Source organism: Mechercharimyces sp. CAU 1602, assembly GCF_024753565.1.
Classification (GTDB): domain Bacteria; phylum Bacillota; class Bacilli; order Thermoactinomycetales; family JANTPT01; genus Mechercharimyces.
Map to the genome: position 1 here is coordinate 1,636,816 of NZ_JANTPT010000001.1, position 25,696 is coordinate 1,662,511.

The window sequence follows — 25,696 nt, forward strand, 5'->3', positions numbered from 1 at the left end:
CTGTATAGAAATAACAAACGTGAAAGCACATGATCAATCTTTACTGCAATACCTGTCTGCGGTTCACACTATATGTAAAAATTAATCAGATGCTTACACATTCACAAGCGAAGAATGAATCCTGACTGTTTTGCCCTTTTTAGTTTACCATAAATAAATTCTCATATCATCTACAGAAGTAGAATGGTCCCGTCCAATTCCTATGGGAGGAGATACTCTTTTTCCTTTTTTTAACCACGAGTTTCATAGTATAATGTAAGCAGTTATGAGAACGGAGGAATACGATGAATAATCCGCTACGTGGACAGTTGACCCGAGGAGTTATTGTCCTGTTCTCTACTCTACTCCTCGCATTTACCCTCATCATTTCGGTCCCTTTGCTCTATCCCTTCATTATCGGGTGGCTGATTGCAATGATGATCGAACCAGCTGTCCGGTGGTTACATACACGCTTACGCTTCCCTCGTTGGACAGCTGTCACTTTAATGCTCACAATTATTATTGGCCTTTTCACCTCATTGTTTCTGTTTATTATCTCACGCATCGTCATCGAGGTAACCAGGCTTACCGAACGTCTTCCTGAGTATTTTAACGATCTCAATCAGTATCTATTCAATACCTTATTGCATGAAGAATCACCTATATCGCGTATCATTCACCAGACGCAAGAATACCTTGAAAATAATCCCGCTCAAAAAACACAGATCATGGATAGTATACAGGATAATATGGGAGTATTTACTCAAAAGGGGACTGAACTTCTAACCAAAATTATTGATTGGATCGCCGTTTTCCTTACCGACCTACCCTATATTTTAACGGTATCCATCTTTATCATACTCGCCTCTTTCTTCATCTCACTCAAGTGGCCACGCTTGATGAATACCGGACAAACAATCATACCCGAAGAGATTCATTTTACCCTCGGTGTGATTTTCAATGATCTACGGCGTGCCTTACTAGGATTCTTACGTGCCCAACTCACATTAATCAGTATCACATTTATGATCGTGTTTATCGGCTTATCCATCTTGCGTGTCGAGTATGCACTCACTCTTGCATTGATCATTGGCTTTGTTGATCTTCTTCCCTATCTAGGAGTAGGCGCTGCCATGGTCCCCTGGATTGGATATCAATTTCTTTCTGGCGATTTGTCACTGGCCATTGGCCTTCTCGTTCTTTACTCTGTCATCGTCGTATTCAGACAGATGATTGAGCCAAAATTGATCGGTACAAGTATAGGTCTAGATCCGCTTCTTACCTTAATCTCTTTCTTTGTTGGACTTCAACTGTTCGGTATTATCGGTTTGCTCGTTGGACCCGTTATCATGGTGATCATGCTCACCTTATACCGGGCACATGTATTCCAGGATTTATGGCGCTACATTCGCGGTAACCCGTTAAAATTGACGGATCGTCATCTATAAAATATGAGCATCTCTCTTTATACGAAAAGAGCCAAGTAGCATACCGCCTTGGCTCTTTTTAAAAGCGACGCCACATTATATCACCACGTGTCATCCTTTTGATCAACCACTTTTTCATCCCCAATTTTACTATTGCACGTGTATACGGAACCAGGAGAAGAAAACCGATAAAATCAGTAAAAAATCCAGGAGTAAGCAGTAACAATCCCCCACTTAAAATAGATATTCCGTCTAAAATCTCATCCCCTGGAAGTTTTCCACGTTTCATGCGGTGGTTTGCAAGTTGCCACGTCTTCATCCCTTCATTGCGAGCCAGATAACCCCCAACGACACCAGTGACAACGACCATCAGCACAGTAGGTACTGCTCCAAGCCATCGCCCCACACTGATAAGCCCCCAAATCTCCAGTGCAGGAATAGCGATTAATAAAAGTATAAGCCAACGCAGCATCTCCTCATCCCCTTTGTCAGACTATCTTCTCGATACCTACCAGTTTTTTCACGGTAATCCTCTTCATCAATATTTTTTCCCCTTTTCACACATACTGTTCATATCCCCCTCATCAAAAAGCCTACAATAGTAGTGAGGCACTTTATTCGCCACGCAACTTTTTTTAACAGTGAAAGGAGTCATAGCAACATGAAAGAACGAGCTCGTAAGAAAAGGCGGCGGTTACGCTGGTGGATCTACCCGCATCTCATCGGTATTTAATTTGGGATATAATGAAAAGCTGACTAATGCGCCTTCCTACATGCTTAGTCAGCTTTTATTTTTCCCACTCACTTATAGCACATTAGCCCTACCCGAAAAAATACGCCCCTTCTGTCCGTCAAGCGTAATTTCCATCCCATCTTTTAATTTTTGAGTGGCATCATTAACCCCTACCACCACAGGAATACCTAAGCTCAGTCCTACCACAGCGGCATGTGAAGTGAGTCCACCCTCTTCGGTAATAATAGCCTTGGCTTTCTCCAAAGCTGGCATCAAGTCGCGATCGGTACCCATCGTAACAAGAATATCCCCTTCATTCATTTTTTCCAAGATTTCATCTACCGTTGTCCCGGTTACTACCTTGCCCGTTACCACATCACCACCAATGCCTTGACCACTAGCAACCATATCGCCAATGATGTGTACCTTCATAAAGTTGGTAGAACCCGCAGTTCCCACAGGAACACCTGCGGTAATCACTACCACATCCCCCATCTTTACCAGCTCGCTTTGCAATGCGCTTTCAATTGCGCGCTGTAACATCTCATCCGTATTCTTTACATGCTTCCCCTTGACGGAATACACTCCCCACGCCAGCGTTAGCTTACGCAATACCTTTTCATGCGGTGTAACCGCGATGATAGGAACATGTGGACGATATTTGGAGACCAGCTGCGCTGTGTATCCGCTCTCTGTTGGGCACACGATAGCAGAACAAGGAAGGTGTTCAGTCGAATGAACCACCGACTGGCTAATAATATCAGTTACACTTTGTTGATGATGTTGTGACCGCGCACGATAGCTATCCCGATAACGAGGAGAAGACTCTGTTCGCTCTGCAATCCGTCCCATAGTAAGAACAGCTTCCTCCGGGTATTTTCCGATCGCAGTTTCACCAGACAGCATAATCGCATCTGTCCCGTCTAAAATAGCGTTAGCCACATCACTAGCCTCTGCACGTGTCGGCCGTGGATTTCTCTCCATCGAATCCAGCATCTGTGTTGCTGTGATCACGGGCTTTCCTAACCGGTTGCATTTTTGAATCAACTCTTTCTGAACAAGCGGCACTTCTTCCGCAGGGATCTCCACCCCTAAATCCCCGCGTGCCACCATCAAACCATCCGACACCATCAAGATCTCATCTAAATGTTCCAACGCCTCTTGATTTTCAATTTTAGATATTACAGGAATATCCGCACCTGTCTGCTCTAAAATGCGGCGCAGATCAAGAATATCCTCTGCTTTCCGTACAAAGGAAGCCGCAATGAAGTCCACTTCCTCTGCGATACCAAAACGTAAATCGTCCGCATCTTTTTCAGTGATCCCAGGCAGGTTTACTTTTACTCCAGGTACATTTACCCCTTTTTTCTCTTTCAACCTACCACTATTTAACACTTTACAATAAATTTCCGTTCCTTCTACTTTTGTGACTTGTAAGCGAATCAACCCATCGTCTACCAAAATAAGGTCGGACTTCTTCACGTCCTGTGGCAACTGATGATATGTAATCGAAACACGATGTTGATCCCCCAAGATCTCTTCTGTTGTTAACGTAATCTGGGCACCTTCTTCTAACTGATACCCTTCCTGTGCGCGAGATAATTTCCCGGTACGTATCTCCGGTCCCTTGGTATCTAAAAGAATGGAGACAATACAGCCTGCTTCTGCCGCTGCCTGCCGTATATTCCGTATCCGCTCGCGATGTTCTTCATGTGTACCATGTGAAAAATTAAGCCGTGCTACATTCATTCCCGCCTTCATCAACTTCTTTAGCTCTTCTACACTTTCACTTGCAGGTCCTATTGTACAAACAATTTTTGTTTTACGCATCAGTTCCACCTCATCTTAAATGGCTAAGATCTCTGCCAGATCATACATGGACAAATCAGCTGTTCGTTTGGTTGCCAGTGCCTCCCTCAACGGCACCGCTTTTATCTCATTACGATGAATGGCCACCATCTGTCCGCACTCACCTGCAAGCAGCACATCGACTGCCTTTGCTCCCATGCGACTAGCTAATACACGATCCATCGCTGTCGGTGTTCCACCTCGTTGGATATGACCCAACACGGTCACACGAGTATCATAGCCTGTTATCGATTCGATCTTTTCTTTCGCTTCTGTCCCACTACAAACTCCCTCTGCCACGATAATAATACTATGCCTTTTTCCGCGCTTATTCCCTCTCTTCAAACGGTGCGCAATTTCATCCCACTGTACGGGCGCCTCCGGGATTAATATCGACTCCGCCCCATCAGCTAAACCCGCCCACATGGCTATATCACCCGCATTCCTTCCCATAACTTCAATAATAAAGGTGCGTTCGTGAGAAGAAGCGGTGTCACGAATCTGGTCAATCGCATGGATGACAGTATTCACAGCTGTATCAAATCCTATGGTAAAATCCGTTCCCTCAATATCGTTATCAATCGTCCCAGGAACCCCCACTGTAGGAAAGCCCTTATCATTTAATGCTAATGCTCCACGGAACGACCCATCACCACCAATCACGATTAACCCTTCGATATTTTCCTTACGCAAGTTACTAAGAGCTTGATCCTGTCCCTCCGCCGTCCGAAACTCCTCACAACGGGCCGTATGCAAGATTGTTCCACCACGATGAATAATATCCCCAACAGAACCGACGGATAATCGAGTCCAATCTGCCTGGATTAAGCCCATATATCCACGATAAATTCCATATACTTCGATTCCATGATACAAGCCCTTTCTCACAACGGCACGGATAGCCGCATTCATGCCAGGCGAGTCCCCTCCACTCGTCAGTACAGCGATTCGCTTCATCTCTTGTTCACTCCTTGCCTTCACTTAAATCTACATCCATTTCTGCTTAACTATATGGCACATGGTATATCATCATATCGGATTACCATTCCACCCGATCGGAGACGATGCTTATGTTCATCTTTTTTTCATACCCCAAACCTCTTCTTTTTACACCTAAGCCTAGATGCAAACAGGATAAGAAAAGAGAAGCCGTGGGCATCAACCCACGGTCGTATAATCACCGATTTTCGCATATTTTTCATAGCGATCTTGTAGAAGCTCATCCCCACTCATCTCAAGTAGAGGAGATAATTGCGCACCGAGGGACTTTTTCAACAAAGATGCCTGTTGAGTAGGGTCTTGATGTGCTCCTCCTTTTGGTTCAGCCACAATCTCATCCACCACCCCGAGCGACTTCAAATCTTGAGCATTAATTTTTAGGGCGCTCGCCGCTTTTTGCGCCTCGCTTGCATCCCTCCACAAGATAGCTGCGGCCCCTTCTGGTGATATCACTGAGTAATAAGCGTGTTCGAGCATTAACAAGCGATTGCCTACACCGATAGCTAGTGCTCCTCCACTCCCTCCCTCGCCAGTAACCACACAGATAACGGGAACCCTCAAACCTGCCATCTCGCGAAGGTTACGAGCGATAGCCTCACTCTGTCCCCGCTCTTCCGCTTCAATCCCAGGGTGTGCACCTTGTGTATCAATAAAACAGATAATCGGACGTCCAAACTTATTTGCTTGTAGCATTAAACGTAATGCCTTCCGATATCCTTCTGGGTGAGGTAAGCCAAAGTTGCGAGCAATCTTTTCTTTTGTATCTTTTCCACGCTCATGCCCGATCACCGTTACCGGAAGCCCATCTAATTTTGCAATCCCCCCCATAATAGCAGGGTCATCACCATATAATCGGTCACCATGAAACTCCATAAAGTTAGTAAAGATCTTTTCTATATAATCCTTCGTTGTAGGACGATGGGAATGACGAGCAATCTGTACCTTTTGCCATGCATTTAAATTACCGTAGATTTCATTTTCCAAGCGCTCTACTTTTTCTTCTAGGCTACGAAGCTCCACCGACATATCAATGCCCTTCTCCTCTGAAAACGCTTTCAATTCTAGAACTTTACTACGCAACTCTACCAATGGTCGTTCAAAAGGTAAGTACCCATTATTCATGTCTCTGCCCTCTTTTCACAGTGCAAATCCAAGATATTCAATATGGTTTCTTTCATCTTATGACGAGGAACAACTTGATCTAACTGACCATGTTTTAATAAAAATTCAGCAGTCTGAAAGTCATCAGGAAGTTTTTGACGTACGGTTTGTTCAATCACCCGCCTCCCCGCAAATCCAATCAGAGCCCCTGGTTCTGCTAAATTAATATCACCTAGTGAAGAAAAGCTAGCTGCTACTCCACCTGTCGTTGGATGCGTCATCACCGATATGAAGAGAACACCTTCTCGATGTAAACGCTCTAATGCTACACTTGTTTTTGCCATCTGCATCAATGATAGGACACCTTCTTGCATCCGTGCCCCTCCAGAAGCTGAAAACAAAAGAAAAGGATATTTTTTGGTTGCTGCCTGTTCGACAGCTCGAGCAATTTTCTCCCCGACCACAGCACCCATACTACCCATCCGAAAACGGGAATCCATCACCCCAATCACGACTGGAAAGCCGCCAATCGTTCCCTCTCCAGTAATAATCGCTTCGCTCAACTTCGTTTTCTCCATATCTTTTTTCACTTTATCTAGATATCCCGGGAATTGTAGAGGGTCTGTAGAAATTAAATCCGTGTCGTATTCAAAAAACCTGCCCTCATCAATGAGTGAATGGATTCGTTCAGGTGCCGTCATAGTGATATGAGCTTCACAATGTTTACATACTTTTAAGTTCTTCTCTAGTTCTTTAGCATAGATGATGGTTCCACAAACGTGACATTTTTGCATGATTCCCTCAGGTACATCTCGCTTGTTATGATCAGAGGGAACGCTGGCATATTTCCGCTTCTTGCGAAATAAATCCTTCAGCACGATAACACCTCTTCCGCATAATACAAACAACCCCTAGCCGCCCTAAAGAGAAGATCTACCTTCCCACAATTGGAGACTAAAGACTTTGTTTACAGCTTCAATTCTTCCTCATCAAAGCAAAATAAGTAATCCCACTAACTTTAGTACCATTATTACCAAATCAGGAATTAAAAGTGTCATAGTTGTTACTGTGCCAATTGCAAAAGTCTTGCCATAGCAGTCCAACATTCCTTTGCTCGTACACAGGCAATCAGTGATTTTCGTGATTGAATCGCACGATCTACATCCTCTTGCTGAAAGGGAGAGGGTAGCGTATTTCCGTACTCCACCACCAGACGCCAAATTTTTAATAGGAGTGAATGATGAGCAGAACGAACCAGCGTATGATGAAAGTTTCGTACTTCTTTTTGAAAGTGAACTTGGTTATCTTTCACTTTATGCATCTGAACGACATGCATGTCCAGTTTATACATATCATTTTCCGTCGCATGCTTGGCTGCCAAATAGATGGCGTTTGCCTCTAACAACACCCACAATTCCAGCAGTTCCTGTTCAGATTTCGCATCCCGCAAGATATAAAAAGCCAAAATCTCCACAAACTGATTGCCTTCCATCTCGCTAAGAAAGGTTCCTTCTCCACGTCTGGTAGTAATAATCCCTAACAGTTCGAGCGAACGCAACACCTCTCGCACAGTCGCACGACTCGAACCTAACCTTTCTGCTAACTCCCGCTCTGAAGGAAGGCGGCTCCCAGGCTCCAGCTGATCAATTGTAATTAGCGCGTTTATTTGGCTTAGTAAAGACTGAAACTTGTTAGAACCAACTGCTGGCAACACGAAGAGCCTCCTCCACTCCTAGCAAATAATTATTTAATGGTACCTGTTAACCGCAAGGTTTTCTCATACACATCTTTAGGATCAACATGAACCCGTGCTTCTCCTGTCTCAATTGCAGCCTGTGCTACCGCCTGCGCCACATGAGGGGCGACTCTTGGGTCAAAGGGTGCTGGGATCACGCTTTGATCTTCCCGTAAAGCCCTTTCATCGATCAACTTAGCAATGGCATGTGCAGCAGCTACTTTCATCTCTTCGTTAATCGAACGAGCACGCACATCCAGAGCCCCACGAAATATTCCAGGAAAAGCAAGAACATTGTTTACCTGATTCGGAAAATCAGACCTTCCAGTTCCGACAACCTTTGCCCCGGCCTCGTAGGCAAGATCCGGCATTATTTCTGGGGTGGGATTTGCCATTGCAAAAATAATAGGATCTCGATTCATTGATCTTACCATCTCAGGGGTTACAGCTCCTTCTACCGATACCCCAATAAACACATCGGCGCCTTTCATCGCGTCTGCTAAATTCCCCTGAATCCCTTCTGGGTTGGTTACTTTGGCAATCTCCTCTTTCACCGCATTCATTCCAAAGGGACGACCATCATATATAGCACCTTTGCTGTCGCACATCACCACATGGTGTACGCCCATATTAAGCAATAATTTTATTATAGCAATTCCCGCTGAGCCTGCCCCATTCGCAACAACCCGAATCTCATCCATACGTTTATTGACCAAGCGACAAGCATTAATCAACCCTGCCAGTGTCACAATAGCCGTACCATGTTGGTCATCATGAAACACAGGAATATCTAATTCTTTCTTTAAGCGCTCCTCGATTTCGAAGCATTTGGGCGCTGCGATATCTTCCAAGTTAATTCCGCCAAATCCAGGAGCTATGCGTTTGACGGTTTCAATAATATGATCTATTTCGCTGGTATCTAAAACAATTGGAAAAGCATCTACACCCGCAAATGACTTGAAGAGAACAGCTTTTCCTTCCATCACAGGTAAAGAAGCATGGGGACCAATATTCCCCAACCCTAAAACTGCTGTCCCATCAGATACGACCGCCACCGTATTTCCTTTCATCGTATATTCATATATAGTATGCGGATGGTTGTGAATCTCTTTACAAGGCTCAGCCACCCCAGGTGAGTAAGCTAAACTTAAGTCATGTGTGTTTTCAACAGGAACTTTCGATTCCACACGCAACTTTCCTTGGTGATCACGATGCAAGCCGAGCGATTCTTCACGAAATGAAGACAAACACATTCACTCCTTTTTTCGCAGTGGTCTGACCACCTATCTTATTCTTATTATATCAGAGTATTCAATAGCATAACATGAACTTTCACTTACTAATCACAAGCGTTGTATAGGGTAACCCTACCATACAATCCATACCAAATATAGGAACTCCAAATTTAGGCCGATGAACAAACTGATCGAACTAGCCCCTAATAAAAGTTATAAGCTACAGCTCCCCTGTTTGTTTCGATCAAATAAGCTAGCATCGCCATATCGGGAAAAAATAAACAATAAGTACAACCACATACTCCCGTCAGCGATGACATAAAAGATACGTTGCAAATAAAAATAGTAACAAGCCTTCTACACGCAGGATCGAGAAAAGCCCAAGATCCCTTGGGCTAAACAATTCGACAACCTTTAGAGTGAATCCTTTTCCCCATTGATCTCATACCGGCTAAAATCGGGGTATTCATGAGCAATCCGCGCGGACGCCGCTGCTGCGATCCCTGAGACCAGATCGTCTAAAAAAGCGTGAACCATGCCCTTATTGCTATTTAACTGACTGATGATCCCATTTTTATTCTTGTCTAAGTATCCAAAGCTCGTTAGACCGATTGTTCCATATACATTAGTAATACTGAGCGCCACAATTTCGTCTATCCCGTACAACGGTTCATCGGATTCTAACATCTGCTGCAAGGGATAGGGAAGCTTTTTTTGCTCCGCTAACTCATCCAGCGCCACTCCCGTAATGATGGCATGTTGTACTTCCCGCTTTTTCAAAACGGTATCTACACTCTCCACACACTCTCTGCGGGTTAACTGAGGATGAAACTTCAGTTGTAGATCATATACAATATCGGCAATTGCTTCGATGGTTACACCTCGCCGATCTAAAAGCTCGATCGCATGCTCATAAAACATTCATATCACCTATTTCTCTCATGGTTAGCTAACTCGTATTTCATCGTATGTTTTTCTTCCCATGCCCGTGTCCACGGCAGATAGCCAAGCGGGTTAAGTAAAGCGCACTGCTCGCGTTCCTAGGATAGACTGGATTTCCTCTCGGCATGCGTCTGTAGGAGAAATTCCATATTTGGTAAGGGGTAAGGCTAACAGTTTTTGTGACTGCTGGTAGTAGAGAAAGACAGGTACCTCGCCTCGATGGCGTTGCAATACTTGTTTAAGTTGAAAGAGGCTCTTCTCATTCTCGTCCGTTATTAACAAGTATACTTTTGTTACGGATCCGTCTCCGTTCCTCTTCCTTTCCTGTATCGCGGAGGTCTGTTCCACCTTCAGCAATTGTTTTGCTATCAAACGTATACCCTTCTCATCGACTTGCACACTCCCATATACACATACAGGGTCTTCTTCTTTTAACAGAAGTTGCACCTCTTGATACACCTTCGGAAACAAGATTACTTCGATACTGTGCACTTTATCTTCTACCGTAGCAAAAGCCATTTTTTCCCCTCGTTTGGTCGTGATCGTTTTCACCTGTGTCAGCAAGCCACCTACACGAACTTGCTTTCCCTCTTTCTCCTCTAACGCTTCTTTAAGAGTATGAGTTGACACTTGACGCAATTGAGATTCTACCGCATCCAATGGATGTGCAGATATATATAACCCTAACATTTCTCGCTCTGCCTGTAACTTCTCCTGCTCGGAATATGGAGTAATCCCTTCATACGTATATTTCTGAGGAACTGATGGAAGGACCGATTGATCAAATAAACTCATCTGATCCCGGGATCCCTTTTTCATTCCTGCTCCATTTTCTAACGCTTCATCTAGCATTGCTAGTTGTTGAGCCCGATGTCCAGAAAGGGAATCAAGTGCACCCGCTTGAATCAAAGCCTCCAACACCCTCCGGTTTACCACCCGTAAATGAATTCGCGCGCATAAGTCAAACAGATCACGGTAAGGGCGATCTTTTCGTTCGTGTATAATCGAATCAATTGCGTGTAAACCCACATGTTTAATGGCTGCTAGACCAAAGCGAATTCGTCCTTGTTGCACAGCAAAATTACGTCCACTCTCATTTACATCTGGCAGTAACACTTCAATCCCCATCCGACGAGCTTCCTCAATGTACTCCGCCATCTTGCTATGATTCCCCACCACTGAAGTTAGCAGTGCTGCCATAAAGTAGAGCGGATAGTTTGCTTTCAAATAGGCGGTACGATATGCCAATACCGCATATGCGGCAGAGTGACTACGATTAAAACCATAATCAGCAAAGCGAACGATCAGATCATATACCTCATGTGCTACTTGCTCATCATATCCTTGCGCTCGGCACCCTTTTACAAACGTAATCCGTCCCTCATGCAATTCCGCTCTCTTCTTTTTTGAGACAGCTCTTCGTAAGATGTCTGCTTCCCCTAAGCGATAGCCAGCCATCTGCGCAGCAATCCTCATGATTTGCTCTTGATACACGATGATGCCATAGGTGCTGCTAAGAATGGATCGTAAGTCCGGATGAGGATAACTCACTTTTTCTTTCCCATGTTTAGCACGAATAAAGCGAGGGATTTGCTCCATGGGACCGGGCCGATATAGTGCTAACACAGCAATAATATCCTCAAATTCCGATGGGCGCAGCTCCTTTAACACCCGCCTCATCCCCATCGATTCCATCTGAAATACTCCCGTGGTATCAGCACGTGTCAATAGACGGTAAGTCGCTGGATCCTTAAATTCAGGATCTTCCTCCCAACCGGTTGTATCTACTCCATCTGCCTCCATTAACTCCATGGTGCGTTCAATCACAGTTAAATTACGCAACCCTAAAAAATCCATCTTTAATAGACCGATATCTTCCAGATCCCCCATCGGATACTGTGTCAGCGGAATCCCATCGCTTCCTTCCATCAAAGGCACATGTTCTGTCAACGGCGTTTCCGACATAACCACACCCGCTGCATGTGTAGAAACATGTCGAGGCAATCCTTCTACGCGGCGTACTTTACGCATAAGTCCTGCTATAGAGGCATTCTCATCACAAATTCTCTCTAACTTTGGTTCTAATTGGAACGCTTTTGCAAGTGTTATGCCTGGCCTAGCAGGAATCAATTTTGCCACCTGATCCACTTCGTGGTACGGAATACCCAATACACGCCCCACATCACGAACAGCGGCACGAGCTGCCATCGTTCCAAAAGTGATAATTTGTGCCACCCGTTCCCCACCATACTTTTCCTTTACATACCTAATCACTTCGTCACGCCGTTCATCATTAAAATCAATATCAATATCTGGCATGCTGATCCGCTCAGGATTAAGAAAACGTTCAAATAGCAAATCATAACGGAGCGGATCAATATCTGTGATATAGAGAACATAGGCAACAAGACTTCCCGCTGCCGAACCCCGTCCCGGTCCAGTCGCGATCTTCTGTTGATGAGCGAAACGAATGAGATCCCACACAATGAGAAAATAGTCACTAAACCCCATCTGATCTATCACGGCTAGCTCATACTCTAAGCGCTCATGTACTTCCGCTGTCACTTCTCCATAGCGCTCGATCACACCCTCTTCACACATCTTTTTTAAATACGAGCGAGCAGACTCGCCTGCAGGCACGGGAAAGCGAGGAAGCAATTTCTCTTTCAGAGGAATCTCCAGTACACACCGTTTCGCGATTCTTTCAGTATTGGTGATCGCTTCTGGAACATGACGAAAAAGTGATTTCATCTCCTCTTCCGACTTGAGATAAAATTGATCTGAGGGAAACCGCAAACGATTCGACTCTTGAAGTTTACGACCTGTTCCAATGCAGAGCAGGCAATCGTGTACATCACTATCACCTTGTTCAAGGTAATGAACATCGTTCGTAGCTATTAACGGAACTCCCCATGCTCGTGACCAATCAATCAATTTACGATTCACTTTTTGCTGTTCTGCAAGTTGATGATCTTGTAACTCAAAGTAAAAGTGATCTTCTCCAAAGATATCTTGATACTCCCTCGTTAGTCGCTGTGCCTCCGCCGTTTGATCAGCCAGAATCGCTCTTGGAATCTCTCCTGCTAAGCAGGAACTCGTTGCGATTAGCCCTTGATGAAAGCGACGCAACAGCTTCTTATCAACGCGCGGCTTATAATGAAAACCATCGAGATGAGCATAAGATGTGAGCTTCATTAAATTCCGATATCCTTGTAGATTGGTGGCCAGTAAAAGCAAATGATAAATATCTTTCCCACGTTCCTGCGATTTTTCACGATGATCACCCGCTGCCACATAAACCTCACATCCAATAATCGGTTTGATCCCATGAGCGCAACAGGCACGATAGAACGGAATGGCTCCATGTAAAACCCCATGATCTGTCATGGCTAAGGCATTCATTCCTAATGATTTCGCTTTTTTCACAAGCTCTTCAATACGTGCCGCCCCATCTAACAAACTATACTCTGTGTGTACATGCAGGTGAACAAATGAACCCATACTCCATCTACCTTCCGAACCTATGATCGCTTATTTACAATAAGTATAGCGCACGTTTCGTTCCATTTCCATCGAGCTAAAGGTGTAACTCCTCAACTATTTACGAAAACCAGACCATCTACTATCATGTAAGAAATTAAGGCATGTACTTGTCCACTTACTCTTTCACTAAAGGATGGAACATCAATGACACTTTTTCTCGCTTCCTTACCTATTCTTATCATCTTTTTTCTTCTTTTCATCTGTAAACGTTCCACTGTAGAAGCTGCACTCGTCGCTTGTATGTTCGCCATGTTGGTACCGTTTTTTTCTTCTAACTTCTCACTCCCACTTACAGATCTCTTACAAGCCGTCATAAAGGGGATATTAACAACAAGTATCGTTTCCTATGTCTTGATATTCGGTATTTTTCTCTATCATCTAATGAACGCGACAGGGGCGATTAAGTCTATCGCTCACTTTGTCGCCAGTACAACGGACAATCCAACACGCCAAGTCATACTGCTCGTACTGGCCTTTTCCCCTCTTCTGGAATCAGCTAGTGGCTTTGGTGTCTCTGTTGTTGTGATCACCCCTATTCTAATCTCTTTAGGATTTGATCGCTTCAAAGCAGTAGCCATGTCCATTATCGGACTTACCGCTGTCCCCTGGGGAGCACTAGCGACCGGTAGCCTCATCGGAGTCAGCTTAATTGATATGCCCCTCGAGCGCTTAGGAACAGGTACAGCCTTGTTTTCCATTCCCATCTTCTTTTATTTCGCTATCATCATCGTTCTGCTCGCTGGTGGTCTCCCCGCTTTGAAAAAGCATGCCGGGGAAATCATGTTGGTCAGTGGTACATTGTCCATCTCAATCTGGTTTTTCAGCTCTTCTGTCAGTGTGGAGTTAGCAGGTGTATTCGGAGGACTGTTGGCACTTTCTATTTACTCTATTTACAGTGGTTAAGAAAAAAGAGGGCATCTGCATCTGCCTATACATCACCACCTTACTATAAAGAGATTGTGCGTGCATTAAGCCCCTATCTCTTTCTTATTTTATCTTTATCTATTACCCGCACGATCCCAGCATTACAAGACGTATTTAGACACTATTTTGTTATCTCCTTACCTCAGTACGATTTTACACTCGCTCTTCTCTTCTCACCAGGGTTTTATCTCATGCTCGCCTGCCTCTATACGATCATCTCCTTCCGCCTTACGGGAGTAACTATCGCACAGAGCATGCGTCATTCGATTCGCCAATTTACTCCTGTCCTTCTCTCTACACTCGGATTTGTCATTATGTCGCAAGTAATGGTGTATGCCAATATGATCACTCTAATCTCCCAGTCGTTTGCACTATTCTTTGGTTCTTACTATTTATACATCGCTCCACTTATCGGTGGACTGGGCGGTTTTCTCACGGGGAGTAATACAGGTGCTAATGCCATGTTTATCCAACTTCAACTTAAGACTGCGGAAACGCTTCAACTCTCTCCCGACCTCGTTGCCTGGATCCAAAATAGCAGCTCTTCACATCTAGTGATGACTTTCCCCGCTCGTATTGTGCTCGCCGCCACCATCGGTGGGATCGGTGAGCGTGAAAATCAACTGCTTCGTTATATATTTCTTATCGGACTAGGAACCATTCTTCTATTAATGTGCGAGATATATATCAGTACGCATCTATTCTATTCGCTTGAGATATCACCCAGCTAGTCTCCATCTTCCGTCCGTACTCTTCTCATAACCACTGCCCTTCCCTCATATGATGAAAAGAAGAAGACAAGCTTTTAGGAGGAAGATATATGGGACAATTCTGGTCTACAACCGTCTTAGACTTTTTTATCGCACTAGGTGTTGTCCTAGGTGGGTCCGTCTTGGGAGGGATTGGAGCGCTGTTGACAAACCAACCTCCGATGGACACCATGTGGAATCTCGCCGATCAATTAAAGATCTGGGCTTTGGTAGCCGCGCTAGGGGGCACTTTTGATACGATACGTGCATTTGAAGTTAATATACTAGGTGGAGAGTTAAATCAGGTAGGGCAACAATTTATTTTTATTCTCAGTGCATTCATTGGAGCCCATACGGGAACCGTACTCATCCGGTGGCTCATCGGGGAGCCCTCCTAAATGAGGGTTCGTTCCCGCTTATTGGTGGCATTTATTTTCGGAAGCTTAATTGGTGCCATCGGAACGCTATTTATCTTTGGACAAAAATTAGACAACTTGTACTTAGAACGAGCTCAACTTTATTACTCTAATAATCAAAAACAAAAAGAAATTGTTCGTCTCACAGATGAGATTGAAAAATACGCTCAAAAAGATCTAGATCGCCAAGAACAAGCTGACCTTATCGAGAAATTTCAGATAGAATTAATTAGTGAGCAACGCTTCAAACAAGAAGATATTAAAGAGGAAGTGGCCACTATTCTCGACCCTTTTATCGGAAAATCAATGAAATGGATTAGCACTAACCCAGAGATGCTAGATAACATGTTAACTGATCGGACCATTTATGTTTCAGGCACTGGTAATTCCACTATAAAAGTTAATTTATCGCTAAAATATCTAGTCTTCGAACATTCCACCCTCCGTATTTGGGTGGAAGCCAAAAAAATAGAGGAGTAATTGTTTCTCCCCTTCCTCTACCCTCTCTATAGAGAGCCCCATTCTTTTGTCTACTTCCATGCATAAACATAAAATCTTAACAAACTGGTTACAGAAGTACAAAAGTAGTCGCAAAACTCTCCCCAATTGGGTATAATAAAGGTGGAAGGGAAGGGGGCATCCATGTATGATTATTAACCATAAAAGTATGTGCAAAGCAAAATTGAAGAGATTACTGGAGGGGTATTCCGCTTATACGGAATCGGACCAAGTAACGCAATTACTCATCAAAGAGCTGCAACAATTGGAGATCCCTGTCTTCATCGATCGAACCCCCCATGGCAACTGGTTCATTCCTGAGGAAGCCAAGGAACGAACCATGAATTAATTATACTCACGCCAAAATACGCATACCAGCAGGAGGAACCCAGAGTGAATTTACTCTTCATTACCATAATTACGATCACTTTAGGCTTAACTACTTATCACAGTATGCGCTATCATCGGGCGACCCAACCTCGCCTTCGTGGACTTCAACAAGCGAAGATGAACTTCTATATGGGGTGGCTCTTTATTGCGGTCGGCGCATTAAACCTCTCCTATACGGGTGGTTTCCTCCGCCTACTCATTATTATTCTTATCAGTCTAATTGGAGGTTTTAATCTCATCGTGGGGATTCGAAACTGGAGACGATACCACAATCAGCCTGAAACAGATACCCACTCTTCACAAAAGTAATCACCTCCGGTAGCATACCGAAGGTGATTACTTTTCGTTTTCATCATCGCTCCATCATCTGTGCACTCAACATCGCCTTTGCGACGATCTGTCCTTCTGCATATACCTCGATATCCACCTTACCTACCTTACGTCCAATATCTAATGCACGTGGAAGAATATCAATTTCGCTTTCTAACTGTACTGGCTTTAAGGTGTACATCGTAAAACTTTCCATCACCAAATCTCCACGCTGTTTTCGACGCAAATGACGAAAAGCAGCCTCTGTCATCAGACCAGTCAATACTCCCGAGCTCATATTACCAAGGGCATCCGTCATCTGAGGAGTCACTCGACCACGAAAAAGACGATTTCCTCCCTCACCCTCTTCTTCCTCAAAACCTTGAAAAATCAAATCATTGATGGTTTCCCCCACATGCGGTTGCTTTTGCATATATTGAAGGGATTTAATCACATCCTGCCTGCTAATCACTCCTAGAAGATGACGTTGCTCATTACATACAGGTAATAACTCAATCCCTTCCCACACCATCTTATGCGCTGCTGTCGCAAGCGACGTTTGCGGGCGCACCATAATCGGGTCTTTCGTCATTACCTTTTCTAATAATTCGTGTGAAGCATGACCCATCACATCTTTAGCTGTAACAATTCCTTGTACTCTGCCTGCTTCATCCACAATAGGATAACGACTGTGCCCCGTATCTAGCACGCTCTGATCATATTTCCAAATTGGGTCTTTAAGGAACAGACTAACCGGTTCTGCCTCCTCACCCAACATATCTTCTACCAATAAGATCTCTTTTTTGATCAAGCGATCATAGATGGCACGGTTAATCATAGAAGCGACCGTAAAGGTATCGTAGCTACTAGAGATCACTGGTAGCTCTAATTCATCTGCTAGTTCTTTTACTTCCTCCGTTGTTTCAAATCCACCTGTGATCAAGACCGCTGCGCCCCGCTCTAAGGATATTCGATGTACATTATCTCGGTTTCCCACAATCAAAAGATGGCCCGGCTCCACATACCGCATCATCGCTTCTAATTTCATCGCACCGATCACAAAGCGATTTAGCGTTTTGTGTAATCCCTCTCGTCCACCTAACACATTGCCATCCACGATATTAACCACTTCAGCAAAGGTTAACCTCTCAATCTCTGAACGCTGCATTTTTTCAATGCGAACGGTACCCACCCGATCAATGGTACTCACTAATCCCTTGGTTTCTGCATCTTTAATCGCCCGATAAGCAGTCCCCTCGCTCACACTAAGTTCCCGGGAAATCTGCCGTACTGAGATTTTGTGACCAACCTCAAGGCTTTCTATAAATTGTAAGATTTGTTCATGCTTTGTGGCCACGTCTATAAACCCTTCTTTCTCCGACTCGCTTTTAACACATTATACACTCTTTTCCCACGTAATCACAAAGCGAAAGGGATTATCATCCACTTCTTCTCCTTCTGCCTCGCTTAACAAGCCTTTGTTCTTCTCCTCGTTCTCTTAACCACTTTTCCCACCTCTTACGCTCCTCTTTCCTATTTCTTACCTCCACAATCATTAAAATCTTTTTCCAATAGGCCGCCACCATAAGTAGAGCCAATCCTATCCACAATAATGAAAAAAGAGAAGCACCATTGCTCCAGCCTGGGGTCGGAATTGTTATTACTCCATATAACATAAGACTACTTGCTAGTATTAATCCTGTTTTAGCACGTGTCATCACATCATCTCCTCCTCATAAGGTTTCTCTATCACAATATGTACAGACACTATCCCCCATGCACAAAAAAGAGCGCACCCGCAGGCGCACTCATCAAGCCCTTCTTCTCCTTAAGCTTAAGATCGGGAGACTCTAAGCCGAGCCTAGTCCCATTCCAAAGAGAATACGACCCTCTTATAAGAAGCTATATTCTTATATATTCCCCTGGTGCTAGTACCCTCCCATCGACACCTTCTTTCTTTAACGCTTCAACAAATGCATCACCATCTTGTTCAATTACGGGAAAGGTATTATAGTGCATCGGAATCACTTGCTTCGCACCTACCCAATGAGCCGCAAGCAAAGCATCTTCAGGACCCATCGTAAAGTTATCGCCAATAGGTAATAGAGCTAAATCAATATCTTCCCGCTCTCCAATCAACTTCATATCCTGGAATAGACCTGTATCCCCTGCATGATATACTGTTTTTCCATCCATCGTAAGCAAGATTCCCGCTGGCATACCTGTATACACAATCTCTTGTTTCCTTTCATCCACATAAGCCGAACCATGAAAAGCTGGGGTTAGCTTTACCCGACCAAAGTTAAACATATAACTTCCCCCAATATGCATCGGGTGCACCTCTAACCCTTGCCATCCTAACCACGTTGCTAATTCAAAAGGGGCAATCACTGTTGCCTTGTTATGTTGGGCAATCGATACGGTGTCGCCCACATGATCACCATGGCCGTGAGTAAGTAAAATATAATCTGTTTCAATGTCTTTCACATCTATTTGTGCCAGCGGGTTATCTGAAATAAAGGGGTCAATAATTAAACGATGACTATTATTTTGCAATTGAAAGCAGCTTTGGCCATGGAAAGTGATCTGCATGATAAAACCTCCTATTTCTCTGCTTGTTGAAATACTTGCTCAATCGGTTCAGAAATGATTTTGTTAATATCCTGTAAAATGATCCCTACCCTCTGCTCTGCCTGCATAAACACTTGTAGTGCAGACGACTGCTTAACTTTCTCCATCAACTCGCTCGCTTCCTGCTTCTCCTCATCCGTAAGTTGCTCCCCACTCATCTGTTTTTGTGCCCACTGCGTCTGCTTCTGACGCATATTTACTAATAACTGTTCCTGCACAGGATCTAGCCTTACCGCATTTAACGCTCGCTCTAAAGCACTTAGCTCATCTGATTGACGAAATGCTTTAGCCATCTCGTGCGCAATATCATACAAATTTTGCATTCTATCCATCCTCTCTGTTTTAACCCTTCATCTTTTTCTTTTTCTCATTACTATGCATATACAACAACTGGATACCCCATCCCTTTTTGACAAGCCTCTTTTTTTCACCGCAAGATACATGCCTTCATACGATGAAGTAGTTACTTACAGGGGAAGGGGATTTTTAATGGGGCATATATGCAAGACAATAAAAAAAATTCCAGACCACTTGCTACCCTCATCTTCTCATCTCGTGATAGATACACAAAGCGCAAAAACCCTTGGACTTCCTCGCCATCCGATCTGGATCTCCTTTGGATCCTCCATCGCGAAAGGTTTAGTTACTACCAGCAATACCCACATCCCCTATATCCACATGAGTGCAACACTTATAAAAAATCTAAACCTGATGCCAGGGACAACCATGAACATTCAATATAATCCCAAACGACATCTGTTAAAGACCGGAACCTTACTCGGAATTTTGATCAATACAGATCTCTATCCTGACAAACAAGATCCTGCTGCCGGATTAATGACTCGTTTTTTTGAAGAATGCTCCATAGCTGGGAAGAGCCGCGGTATTGTGGTTACTGTCTTTAAGCCCAGTGATCTATCTCTGGGGAAACAATTGATACACGGGATGATATTTAAGGATCAGCAGTGGACGTACACCAAAACCCCCCTTCCCGATATCATATATAATCGGATCACCTCGCGCAAAATAGAAAATCAAGCCTCAATCCAGGAAGCACTACAGCAATTAAGAAATAAGCACAATGTCTCCATTTTCAATGAGAAATTCCTTAACAAAAAACAGGTGTATGATTTTCTCAAAAATATCCCTGAAATTCGCACTTACCTTCCAGAAACTTACGTTTATCAAACCCCTTTACTCCTCCCCTTACTAAATAAATACCATACTGTTTTCCTCAAGCCCAGTAATGGCAGCCATGGCAGTGGAGTAATGAAGGTCAGCTGTCCTAAGGAAGTATACACCATTGAATATACCACTGCAGACGGTAATGCAATCACCCTGACATTCGATAATCACGATGACATTCTCTATTCACTTAAACGAAAAACAAGAAGAAACCCCTATCTAATTCAACAAGGTCTAAATCTCGTACGCATCCAAAAGCGATCCCTCGACTTTCGTATTCTGGTCCAAAAAAACCGTCAAGGAGAATGGGCCGTCACCTCTGCTGTCGGCAGGATAGCAAACGATCAACATGTCGTCTCCAACCTCGCCCGAGGTGGAACTGTACTAAAAGCAAGTGATGCTTTAGAAGAGATCAATGTACCAACCAAACCCACTGTTAAGGAACTATGTGCACATGCAAAAAGTATCGCACAATCATTTGATCAAGTTTGTCCTGGGCATTTCGCAGAGCTCGGTATCGACCTTGCGCTTGATAACCGCGGTAAATCATGGTTATTAGAAATTAATTCTAAACCTTCTAAAACAGATGACACTGTAACGGAAGAGCGTTCTATTCCCCGCCCTTCTGCTAGAAGACTAATGGACTATTGCTACTATCTCTCTAAACAATCCTTGCTCATCCCTAATCCTACTAAGTCCCAACAAAAGAAGTCATGGAGGCTTTCAATATGAATAATTTCCATCAACAGACAAAAAGATTGGGGGTTATCGTTTGCAAAGCTAACCACACTCCCCCCTTTCATGAGGAATCTTACTTTAAAAGCCTTAGCATGGAAGCAAAAAAGCTAGGCATTCAGTTGATCGTCTTTTCTCCCAAATCCATTGACTGGAATACTCGCTATGTCGTTGCCTGGCAGTATCAAGAATCTTCTCATCGTTGGGTGCGTACGACAAGTATCTTGCCACAGATTATATATGACCGCTGTTACTATATAAACACAAAACACTTCCTTTCCTATAAACCTTATGTAACCAAAATCCATCAAGATCCTGACTGTCAAATTCTTGGTCGTCCCTTAAGTGGCAAATGGCGTACACATGAAATGCTACAAACTCTCCCCGACCTGCTCCCCTATTTGCCTAACACCCACCCTTGGACTGAGTCACAAGGTGTACTCGATTTCCTGCGTACTCATGGTTCTTGCTTACTTAAGCCTAATGGGGGAAGTCATGGTAGAGGAATCATCGCCATTACCTCTGAAGGAAAGGAATATTTAATCCGCGGACGATCCCAAAATAATGAATCTTTCGAGCATACCATCAATCAGTCGAGCGCATTACAAACCTGGTTGAAAGCCTTCATCGGTAGTGCGCGCTATATATACCAACCCTTCCTCTCACTAACAACAAAAGACGATCGACCTTTCGACGTACGTATCCTTGTACAGAAAAATCGAAATCTACAATGGTCCACCACAGGCATGGCCGTCCGCTTAGGAAAGCCACATACGCTGACGTCCAACCTGCATGGCGGAGGAAGTGCAGAAAGGATCATTCCGTTCTTAAGCAAGCATTACCCTAAGCAGATGCCTGATATCCTTACTGCAATCCAATGGTTATCAAAGCACGTTCCTCTCTATATTGAGAAGCAACATGGTCGATTGATTGAATTGGGTTTAGATGTGGGGATTGATAGGAATGGTAAAGTGTGGTTGCTAGAAGTAAATTCAAAGCCGGGACGCACCGTCTTTTTACGTACGGGAGAAAAAGAGGTTCGTACTCGCTCTATAGAACTCCCTATTCAGTACGCTAATACTTTACTAGAAGGTATAGTAGGAGGGAAACAATGAGCTCGTTCATCTGTAAAATAAAATGTCTCACTAAAGTTCCTTTAAAAGCAATCATATTGACGCAACCACTGTTCGATACATGGAGCTGTTCTCAGAGACAGTCGATCAAAATTTCAGTCGGTAAAAAAACCTTGATTGCCCGTGTAATTCATCTACCCAGTAAGGAACACGCTGTCTATATCCATCCCACCCTCGCTCAACAACTCGCCCTCCCCCCTATTAAAGAACTGCGGGTTCATTACAGTGATCGACACCTTCGCTTTGGACCGGTTATCGCCATTCTCACCACGGGGTATACAGGCTCCTTTGATAAGCCATTTGGTAATCGCTCTAATTTATTTCGTAGTTTTTTGCTTGCCTCTAGACAAGAGCATCCCATATTCTATGTTTTTTCTCCTGAAATGGTGGACTGGAATACGAACACGACTACTGGCTGGTTTTATTATAAAAAAAGTAACGGTGACTATGGATGGAGTCGGCGCACAGCTCCCCTCCCTGATGTCATCTATGAGCGTATACCCAACCGTAAAGCAGAATCTTTACCCCAAGTTCAATCTTGCCTAAAACGTCTGAAGGAATTAGGAGCCTGCCCAGTATTTAATCAAGGTTTCTTCAGCAAGTGGTCCATTCATGAAATCCTATATCAGCAATCAAAAACATCATACTTCATTCCCGAAACCTATATCTCACCCACTATCGAACTGGTTCGCTATATGGTGGATAAACACAAGATGGTTTATCTCAAGCCTAATGGCGGGAGTTTAGGATTAGGGATATTACGCATTACGAAAAACAAGAAAAATGGTTATTTTTGTCGCTTTCGTACTGGTGACCGTAATATTCTACGTAAATTTTCTTCTATTAACAACCTGATTGAACATCATTTCGGACATCAAAAGCAACGCTTTAATCAATATCTTATTCAACAGGGAATTCGTCTAGTCAGATATCATGATCGCCCTGTCGATTTCCGCGTACACATGAACAAAGATCGACAAGGGAGATGGCAAGTAGTTGGTATTGGTTCTAAAGTGGCTGGCTTTGGTAGTGTCACTACTCACACGCGAACAGGTGGATCAATAGTCTCTACAGAGCAATTATTGACAGACATTTTCCAATCCCAAGCCGCATTAGCAGAAAAGGCAATTAAGCAAGCCTCCATCATTATTGCAGAGACGATGGAACAATACATTGATGGTCCCATCGGTGAACTAGGACTTGATATCGGAATTGACTGTAATCACCATGTATGGCTTTTTGAGGTGAACGCAAAGCCAGGTCGTCATATTTTCGTTCACCCCAGTTTAAAAGCGGCTGGATTTCAGTCCGCACGTATGATTACCGAATATAGTCTCAAACTAACCAATTTTGTGTAATGGAGGGAACCTATGATGCTTCAAACTGGATGGCTGGCGTTGAATCCCAGAGAACAGTCGCCTGTATTCATCCCTCATAAACAGCAAAAAATTACCTTGCCGTCTACACTGCCGGCACAGATAGGTAAAAAGATGAAAGCGATGCTACCTGTTTCACACTCGACCGTGCATGCAACACCCTCTCCTCGTTATATGCCTACTCGCATCATTCAAGTCGCTCCTGATCAATACCGTGTCGGCCCATTTGTCGCAATCTTAACATCAGCCGATCGCCGCACTCCTTTTCGCGGCAACTCACTAAACTTTGCTGATTTAATCCGAATGGGACGGAAGATGGGGATTACCGTATTCGTATTAACACCCGAAGGCATTAAACCCTCTCGCTCTACCGTGAAAGGTTATCTTCTCGATCCTCGCTTCAAAACAAACAAATGGGTGTTAGGTACCCTTCCCATGCCAGATGTTATTTACAACCGAATTCCCTACCGCTCCTTTGAGGAGAGACCCTTGGAGCAACAGGCTCTCAAAATGTTAAACGAGCTCAACATCCCTATTTTCAATCCCTCGTTTTTTAACAAATGGACGTTGTACAAACTACTTCGGCGCTCCAGCTCGCTTACATCCCTACTACCCGACACGACACCTTGGAGTCATATCGATCGCTGTAAACAACTGATAAAAAAGCATCCCGTCCTTTACCTAAAGCCTGTTGATGGTAAAGCGGGCATCGGCATGATTCGCATCAATAAACAAAATGATGCTTATGATGTTGTTTATCAAACAAAGTCGAGCCAAAAAAAATACCAGGGAATTTCCAATAATACTCTCTTTTCATTTCTAAATAAACTCATACAGTCACACGAATATATCTTACAACAAGGAATTAGCCTTGCTCTATACCGCGATCGCCCTTTCGACCTCCGACTATTAGCCCAAAAAGATAATAATGGAAAATGGGGCGTTACTGGCATCGGTACTCGATTGGCTGGGAAGGAAGCGATTTCTACTCATGTGCCTCGAGGCGGATCTATTGAAGATACCACCGTGGTATTAAGTGAAGTATTTGGTACCCATCATCCTTATATTTATAAAAAAGCAGAAAAGATAGGGATAAAAATCGCCAAGCATATCGAAGTACAGTCAGGACAATCTTTAGGGGAAATGTCAATGGATATGGGTGTAGATAAAGAGGGAGAGATTTGGTTCTTTGAGGCTAATTCGAAACCAATGAAATTTGACGAACCACAAATCCGTCAACTATCATTACAACGCATTCTCCAATACTCTCTCTATATTAGTGGCTATCAGCCGCAAGGGGAGGGGGAGTAGATGGAGTTCCAAACTCTCACATCTGAACAGTTTCAACGTATGTGTCCATACCTGATTCATTTTTTCAAAAACCAAGGTGAGAAGCGCATCACTTATCAATCCTTGCGCTGGCTACACAACCAACAAAATACTGGATATGAGTTAGGAACAATCGCCACTGTTGCCCTCGCTCAAAAAAGGCTAGCTGGCGCTCTCGTCCTGGGTAGATATGGAATAGAAGAGTCCTTGCTAGCCGTACACTCCACCTATCGTAATCAAGAAATTGCAGAGACCCTCCTGTTACAAGCGAAAGAGGAGTTAGGGAAATTATATGGTCGAATTGAGTGTGACAATTCCGCTAGCTTAAAAGCTTGCTTCAACGCCGGTTTAATGGCCTTTCGACTGATCCAGGGAACCACAGGAAAACCTACTTTATGGCTTGCAGGGGGCGACTGGAGCGAAGAAGAACTGGATCATTATCTAGATGAGAACTCCCTTCCGCTTTAAAGGGAGAACAA

26 protein-coding genes are annotated in these 25,696 nt (G+C 43.9%); 12 read left to right on the forward strand and 14 right to left on the reverse strand.

Annotated features, from left to right (window positions below; all coding sequences use genetic code 11):
- The first annotated feature begins 284 nt into the window (after positions 1-284).
- Complete coding sequence (ytvI, locus tag NXZ84_RS08480) at positions 285-1,427, forward strand: sporulation integral membrane protein YtvI (RefSeq protein ID WP_258839830.1); 1,143 nt, start codon at positions 285-287, stop codon at positions 1,425-1,427.
- Positions 1,428-1,485: 58 nt separating this feature from the next.
- Here the strand turns inward: ytvI and NXZ84_RS08485 are convergent, their stop codons facing one another.
- The 10 genes from NXZ84_RS08485 to NXZ84_RS08525 all read right to left on the reverse strand — a co-directional run bounded on the left by NXZ84_RS08485 (position 1,486) and on the right by NXZ84_RS08525 (position 13,500).
- On the reverse strand, positions 1,486-1,878 hold the full coding sequence (locus NXZ84_RS08485) for an FxsA family protein (protein ID WP_258839831.1): 393 nt from the start codon (positions 1,876-1,878) through the stop codon (positions 1,486-1,488).
- A 333-nt stretch (positions 1,879-2,211) separates the two neighbouring features.
- Positions 2,212-3,969: a pyruvate kinase gene (gene pyk, locus NXZ84_RS08490; protein ID WP_258839832.1), complete on the reverse strand. Its 1,758-nt coding sequence runs from the start codon at positions 3,967-3,969 to the stop codon at positions 2,212-2,214.
- A gap of 15 nt (positions 3,970-3,984) precedes the next feature.
- Entirely contained in the window at positions 3,985-4,944 is a 960-nt protein-coding gene (gene pfkA, locus NXZ84_RS08495) for a 6-phosphofructokinase (RefSeq protein ID WP_258839833.1), read from the reverse strand.
- A 201-nt stretch (positions 4,945-5,145) separates the two neighbouring features.
- Complete coding sequence (locus NXZ84_RS08500; RefSeq protein ID WP_258839834.1) at positions 5,146-6,108, reverse strand: acetyl-CoA carboxylase carboxyltransferase subunit alpha; 963 nt, start codon at positions 6,106-6,108, stop codon at positions 5,146-5,148.
- Complete coding sequence (gene accD / locus NXZ84_RS08505; RefSeq protein WP_258839835.1) at positions 6,105-6,965, reverse strand: acetyl-CoA carboxylase, carboxyltransferase subunit beta; 861 nt, start codon at positions 6,963-6,965, stop codon at positions 6,105-6,107. Before accD ends, NXZ84_RS08500 begins: the two co-directional genes overlap by 4 nt.
- A gap of 185 nt (positions 6,966-7,150) precedes the next feature.
- Positions 7,151-7,801 carry a FadR/GntR family transcriptional regulator gene (locus NXZ84_RS08510; protein WP_258839836.1) on the reverse strand — a complete coding sequence of 217 codons (651 nt, stop codon included), beginning with the start codon at positions 7,799-7,801 and terminating at the stop codon, positions 7,151-7,153.
- Between the two features lie 29 nt (positions 7,802-7,830).
- Complete coding sequence (gene ystJ / locus NXZ84_RS08515; RefSeq protein WP_258839837.1) at positions 7,831-9,069, reverse strand: NADP-dependent malic enzyme; 1,239 nt, start codon at positions 9,067-9,069, stop codon at positions 7,831-7,833.
- Positions 9,070-9,260: 191 nt separating this feature from the next.
- Positions 9,261-9,401 carry a DUF4260 family protein gene (locus NXZ84_RS15235; RefSeq protein ID WP_396654034.1) on the reverse strand — a complete coding sequence of 47 codons (141 nt, stop codon included), beginning with the start codon at positions 9,399-9,401 and terminating at the stop codon, positions 9,261-9,263.
- Positions 9,402-9,471: 70 nt separating this feature from the next.
- Positions 9,472-9,978 carry a phosphatidylglycerophosphatase A family protein gene (locus NXZ84_RS08520; RefSeq protein WP_258839838.1) on the reverse strand — a complete coding sequence of 169 codons (507 nt, stop codon included), beginning with the start codon at positions 9,976-9,978 and terminating at the stop codon, positions 9,472-9,474.
- A gap of 93 nt (positions 9,979-10,071) precedes the next feature.
- A complete protein-coding gene (locus NXZ84_RS08525) occupies positions 10,072-13,500 on the reverse strand; it encodes a DNA polymerase III subunit alpha (protein ID WP_258839839.1) in 3,429 nt (1,142 codons plus the stop codon).
- A 186-nt stretch (positions 13,501-13,686) separates the two neighbouring features.
- Here NXZ84_RS08525 and NXZ84_RS08530 point away from each other — a divergent pair, with 186 nt between their 5' ends.
- The 6 genes from NXZ84_RS08530 (at position 13,687) to NXZ84_RS08555 (ending at position 16,828) form a co-directional block, all read left to right on the forward strand.
- Entirely contained in the window at positions 13,687-14,445 is a 759-nt protein-coding gene (locus NXZ84_RS08530; RefSeq protein ID WP_258839840.1) for an L-lactate permease, read from the forward strand.
- 56 nt (positions 14,446-14,501) lie between these two features.
- Entirely contained in the window at positions 14,502-15,197 is a 696-nt protein-coding gene (locus NXZ84_RS08535; RefSeq protein ID WP_396654016.1) for an L-lactate permease, read from the forward strand.
- Positions 15,198-15,286: 89 nt separating this feature from the next.
- Complete coding sequence (locus NXZ84_RS08540) at positions 15,287-15,613, forward strand: YtrH family sporulation protein (protein WP_258839841.1); 327 nt, start codon at positions 15,287-15,289, stop codon at positions 15,611-15,613.
- Positions 15,614-16,111, forward strand: a complete 498-nt coding sequence (locus NXZ84_RS08545; RefSeq protein WP_258839842.1) for a hypothetical protein — start codon at positions 15,614-15,616, stop codon at positions 16,109-16,111.
- Between the two features lie 166 nt (positions 16,112-16,277).
- Positions 16,278-16,478, forward strand: coding sequence for a YtzJ family protein (locus NXZ84_RS08550; protein ID WP_258839843.1), 201 nt, complete (start codon positions 16,278-16,280; stop codon positions 16,476-16,478).
- Positions 16,479-16,522: 44 nt separating this feature from the next.
- Positions 16,523-16,828, forward strand: a complete 306-nt coding sequence (locus NXZ84_RS08555; RefSeq protein WP_258839844.1) for a YtpI family protein — start codon at positions 16,523-16,525, stop codon at positions 16,826-16,828.
- A 43-nt stretch (positions 16,829-16,871) separates the two neighbouring features.
- Here NXZ84_RS08555 and NXZ84_RS08560 read toward each other — a convergent pair whose 3' ends face one another.
- The 4 genes from NXZ84_RS08560 to NXZ84_RS08575 form a co-directional block, all read right to left on the reverse strand.
- Positions 16,872-18,185, reverse strand: a complete 1,314-nt coding sequence (locus NXZ84_RS08560) for a DRTGG domain-containing protein (RefSeq protein WP_258839845.1) — start codon at positions 18,183-18,185, stop codon at positions 16,872-16,874.
- A gap of 82 nt (positions 18,186-18,267) precedes the next feature.
- Entirely contained in the window at positions 18,268-18,549 is a 282-nt protein-coding gene (locus tag NXZ84_RS08565; RefSeq protein ID WP_258839846.1) for a hypothetical protein, read from the reverse strand.
- A 181-nt stretch (positions 18,550-18,730) separates the two neighbouring features.
- Positions 18,731-19,420, reverse strand: a complete 690-nt coding sequence (locus tag NXZ84_RS08570; RefSeq protein WP_258839847.1) for a metal-dependent hydrolase — start codon at positions 19,418-19,420, stop codon at positions 18,731-18,733.
- Between the two features lie 11 nt (positions 19,421-19,431).
- Positions 19,432-19,782, reverse strand: coding sequence for a YlbF family regulator (locus NXZ84_RS08575; protein ID WP_258839848.1), 351 nt, complete (start codon positions 19,780-19,782; stop codon positions 19,432-19,434).
- Between the two features lie 166 nt (positions 19,783-19,948).
- Between NXZ84_RS08575 and NXZ84_RS08580 the strand changes: the two genes are divergently transcribed.
- Genes NXZ84_RS08580 through NXZ84_RS08600 form a run of 5 tightly spaced genes read left to right on the forward strand, consistent with a single transcriptional unit; the run spans position 19,949 to position 25,685 of the window.
- Positions 19,949-21,376 (forward strand): YheC/YheD family endospore coat-associated protein, encoded by a 1,428-nt coding sequence (locus tag NXZ84_RS08580; RefSeq protein WP_258839849.1) that lies wholly within the window; start codon positions 19,949-19,951, stop codon positions 21,374-21,376.
- Positions 21,373-22,494, forward strand: coding sequence for a YheC/YheD family endospore coat-associated protein (locus NXZ84_RS08585; protein WP_258839850.1), 1,122 nt, complete (start codon positions 21,373-21,375; stop codon positions 22,492-22,494). The genes NXZ84_RS08580 and NXZ84_RS08585 overlap by 4 nt, the downstream gene beginning before the upstream one ends.
- Positions 22,491-23,870 carry a YheC/YheD family endospore coat-associated protein gene (locus tag NXZ84_RS08590; protein ID WP_258839851.1) on the forward strand — a complete coding sequence of 460 codons (1,380 nt, stop codon included), beginning with the start codon at positions 22,491-22,493 and terminating at the stop codon, positions 23,868-23,870. Before NXZ84_RS08585 ends, NXZ84_RS08590 begins: the two co-directional genes overlap by 4 nt.
- A gap of 12 nt (positions 23,871-23,882) precedes the next feature.
- Positions 23,883-25,199, forward strand: coding sequence for a YheC/YheD family endospore coat-associated protein (locus NXZ84_RS08595; protein WP_258839852.1), 1,317 nt, complete (start codon positions 23,883-23,885; stop codon positions 25,197-25,199).
- Complete coding sequence (locus NXZ84_RS08600; RefSeq protein WP_258839853.1) at positions 25,200-25,685, forward strand: N-acetyltransferase; 486 nt, start codon at positions 25,200-25,202, stop codon at positions 25,683-25,685.
- Positions 25,686-25,696: the final 11 nt, after the last annotated feature.

Bases quoted from the DNA above. Each gene is read 5' to 3' on its own strand.
- NXZ84_RS08530 (WP_258839840.1), top strand. From the start codon at position 13,687: ATGACACTTTTTCTCGCTTCCTTACCTATTCTTATCATCTTTTTTCTT.
- NXZ84_RS08575 (WP_258839848.1), bottom strand. From the start codon at position 19,782: ATGCAAAATTTGTATGATATTGCGCACGAGATGGCTAAAGCATTTCGT.
- ytvI (WP_258839830.1), top strand. From the start codon at position 285: ATGAATAATCCGCTACGTGGACAGTTGACCCGAGGAGTTATTGTCCTG.
- NXZ84_RS08500 (WP_258839834.1), bottom strand. From the start codon at position 6,108: ATGAATAATGGGTACTTACCTTTTGAACGACCATTGGTAGAGTTGCGT.
- NXZ84_RS08570 (WP_258839847.1), bottom strand. From the start codon at position 19,420: ATGCAGATCACTTTCCATGGCCAAAGCTGCTTTCAATTGCAAAATAAT.
- NXZ84_RS08520 (WP_258839838.1), bottom strand. From the start codon at position 9,978: ATGTTTTATGAGCATGCGATCGAGCTTTTAGATCGGCGAGGTGTAACC.
- NXZ84_RS08590 (WP_258839851.1), top strand. From the start codon at position 22,491: ATGAGCTCGTTCATCTGTAAAATAAAATGTCTCACTAAAGTTCCTTTA.
- pyk (WP_258839832.1), bottom strand. From the start codon at position 3,969: ATGCGTAAAACAAAAATTGTTTGTACAATAGGACCTGCAAGTGAAAGT.
- NXZ84_RS08545 (WP_258839842.1), top strand. From the start codon at position 15,614: ATGAGGGTTCGTTCCCGCTTATTGGTGGCATTTATTTTCGGAAGCTTA.
- NXZ84_RS08540 (WP_258839841.1), top strand. From the start codon at position 15,287: ATGGGACAATTCTGGTCTACAACCGTCTTAGACTTTTTTATCGCACTA.
- NXZ84_RS08485 (WP_258839831.1), bottom strand. From the start codon at position 1,878: ATGCTGCGTTGGCTTATACTTTTATTAATCGCTATTCCTGCACTGGAG.
- pfkA (WP_258839833.1), bottom strand. From the start codon at position 4,944: ATGAAGCGAATCGCTGTACTGACGAGTGGAGGGGACTCGCCTGGCATG.
- NXZ84_RS08600 (WP_258839853.1), top strand. From the start codon at position 25,200: ATGGAGTTCCAAACTCTCACATCTGAACAGTTTCAACGTATGTGTCCA.
- NXZ84_RS08580 (WP_258839849.1), top strand. From the start codon at position 19,949: ATGGGGCATATATGCAAGACAATAAAAAAAATTCCAGACCACTTGCTA.
- NXZ84_RS08585 (WP_258839850.1), top strand. From the start codon at position 21,373: ATGAATAATTTCCATCAACAGACAAAAAGATTGGGGGTTATCGTTTGC.
- NXZ84_RS08595 (WP_258839852.1), top strand. From the start codon at position 23,883: ATGATGCTTCAAACTGGATGGCTGGCGTTGAATCCCAGAGAACAGTCG.
- NXZ84_RS08550 (WP_258839843.1), top strand. From the start codon at position 16,278: ATGATTATTAACCATAAAAGTATGTGCAAAGCAAAATTGAAGAGATTA.
- NXZ84_RS08525 (WP_258839839.1), bottom strand. From the start codon at position 13,500: ATGGGTTCATTTGTTCACCTGCATGTACACACAGAGTATAGTTTGTTA.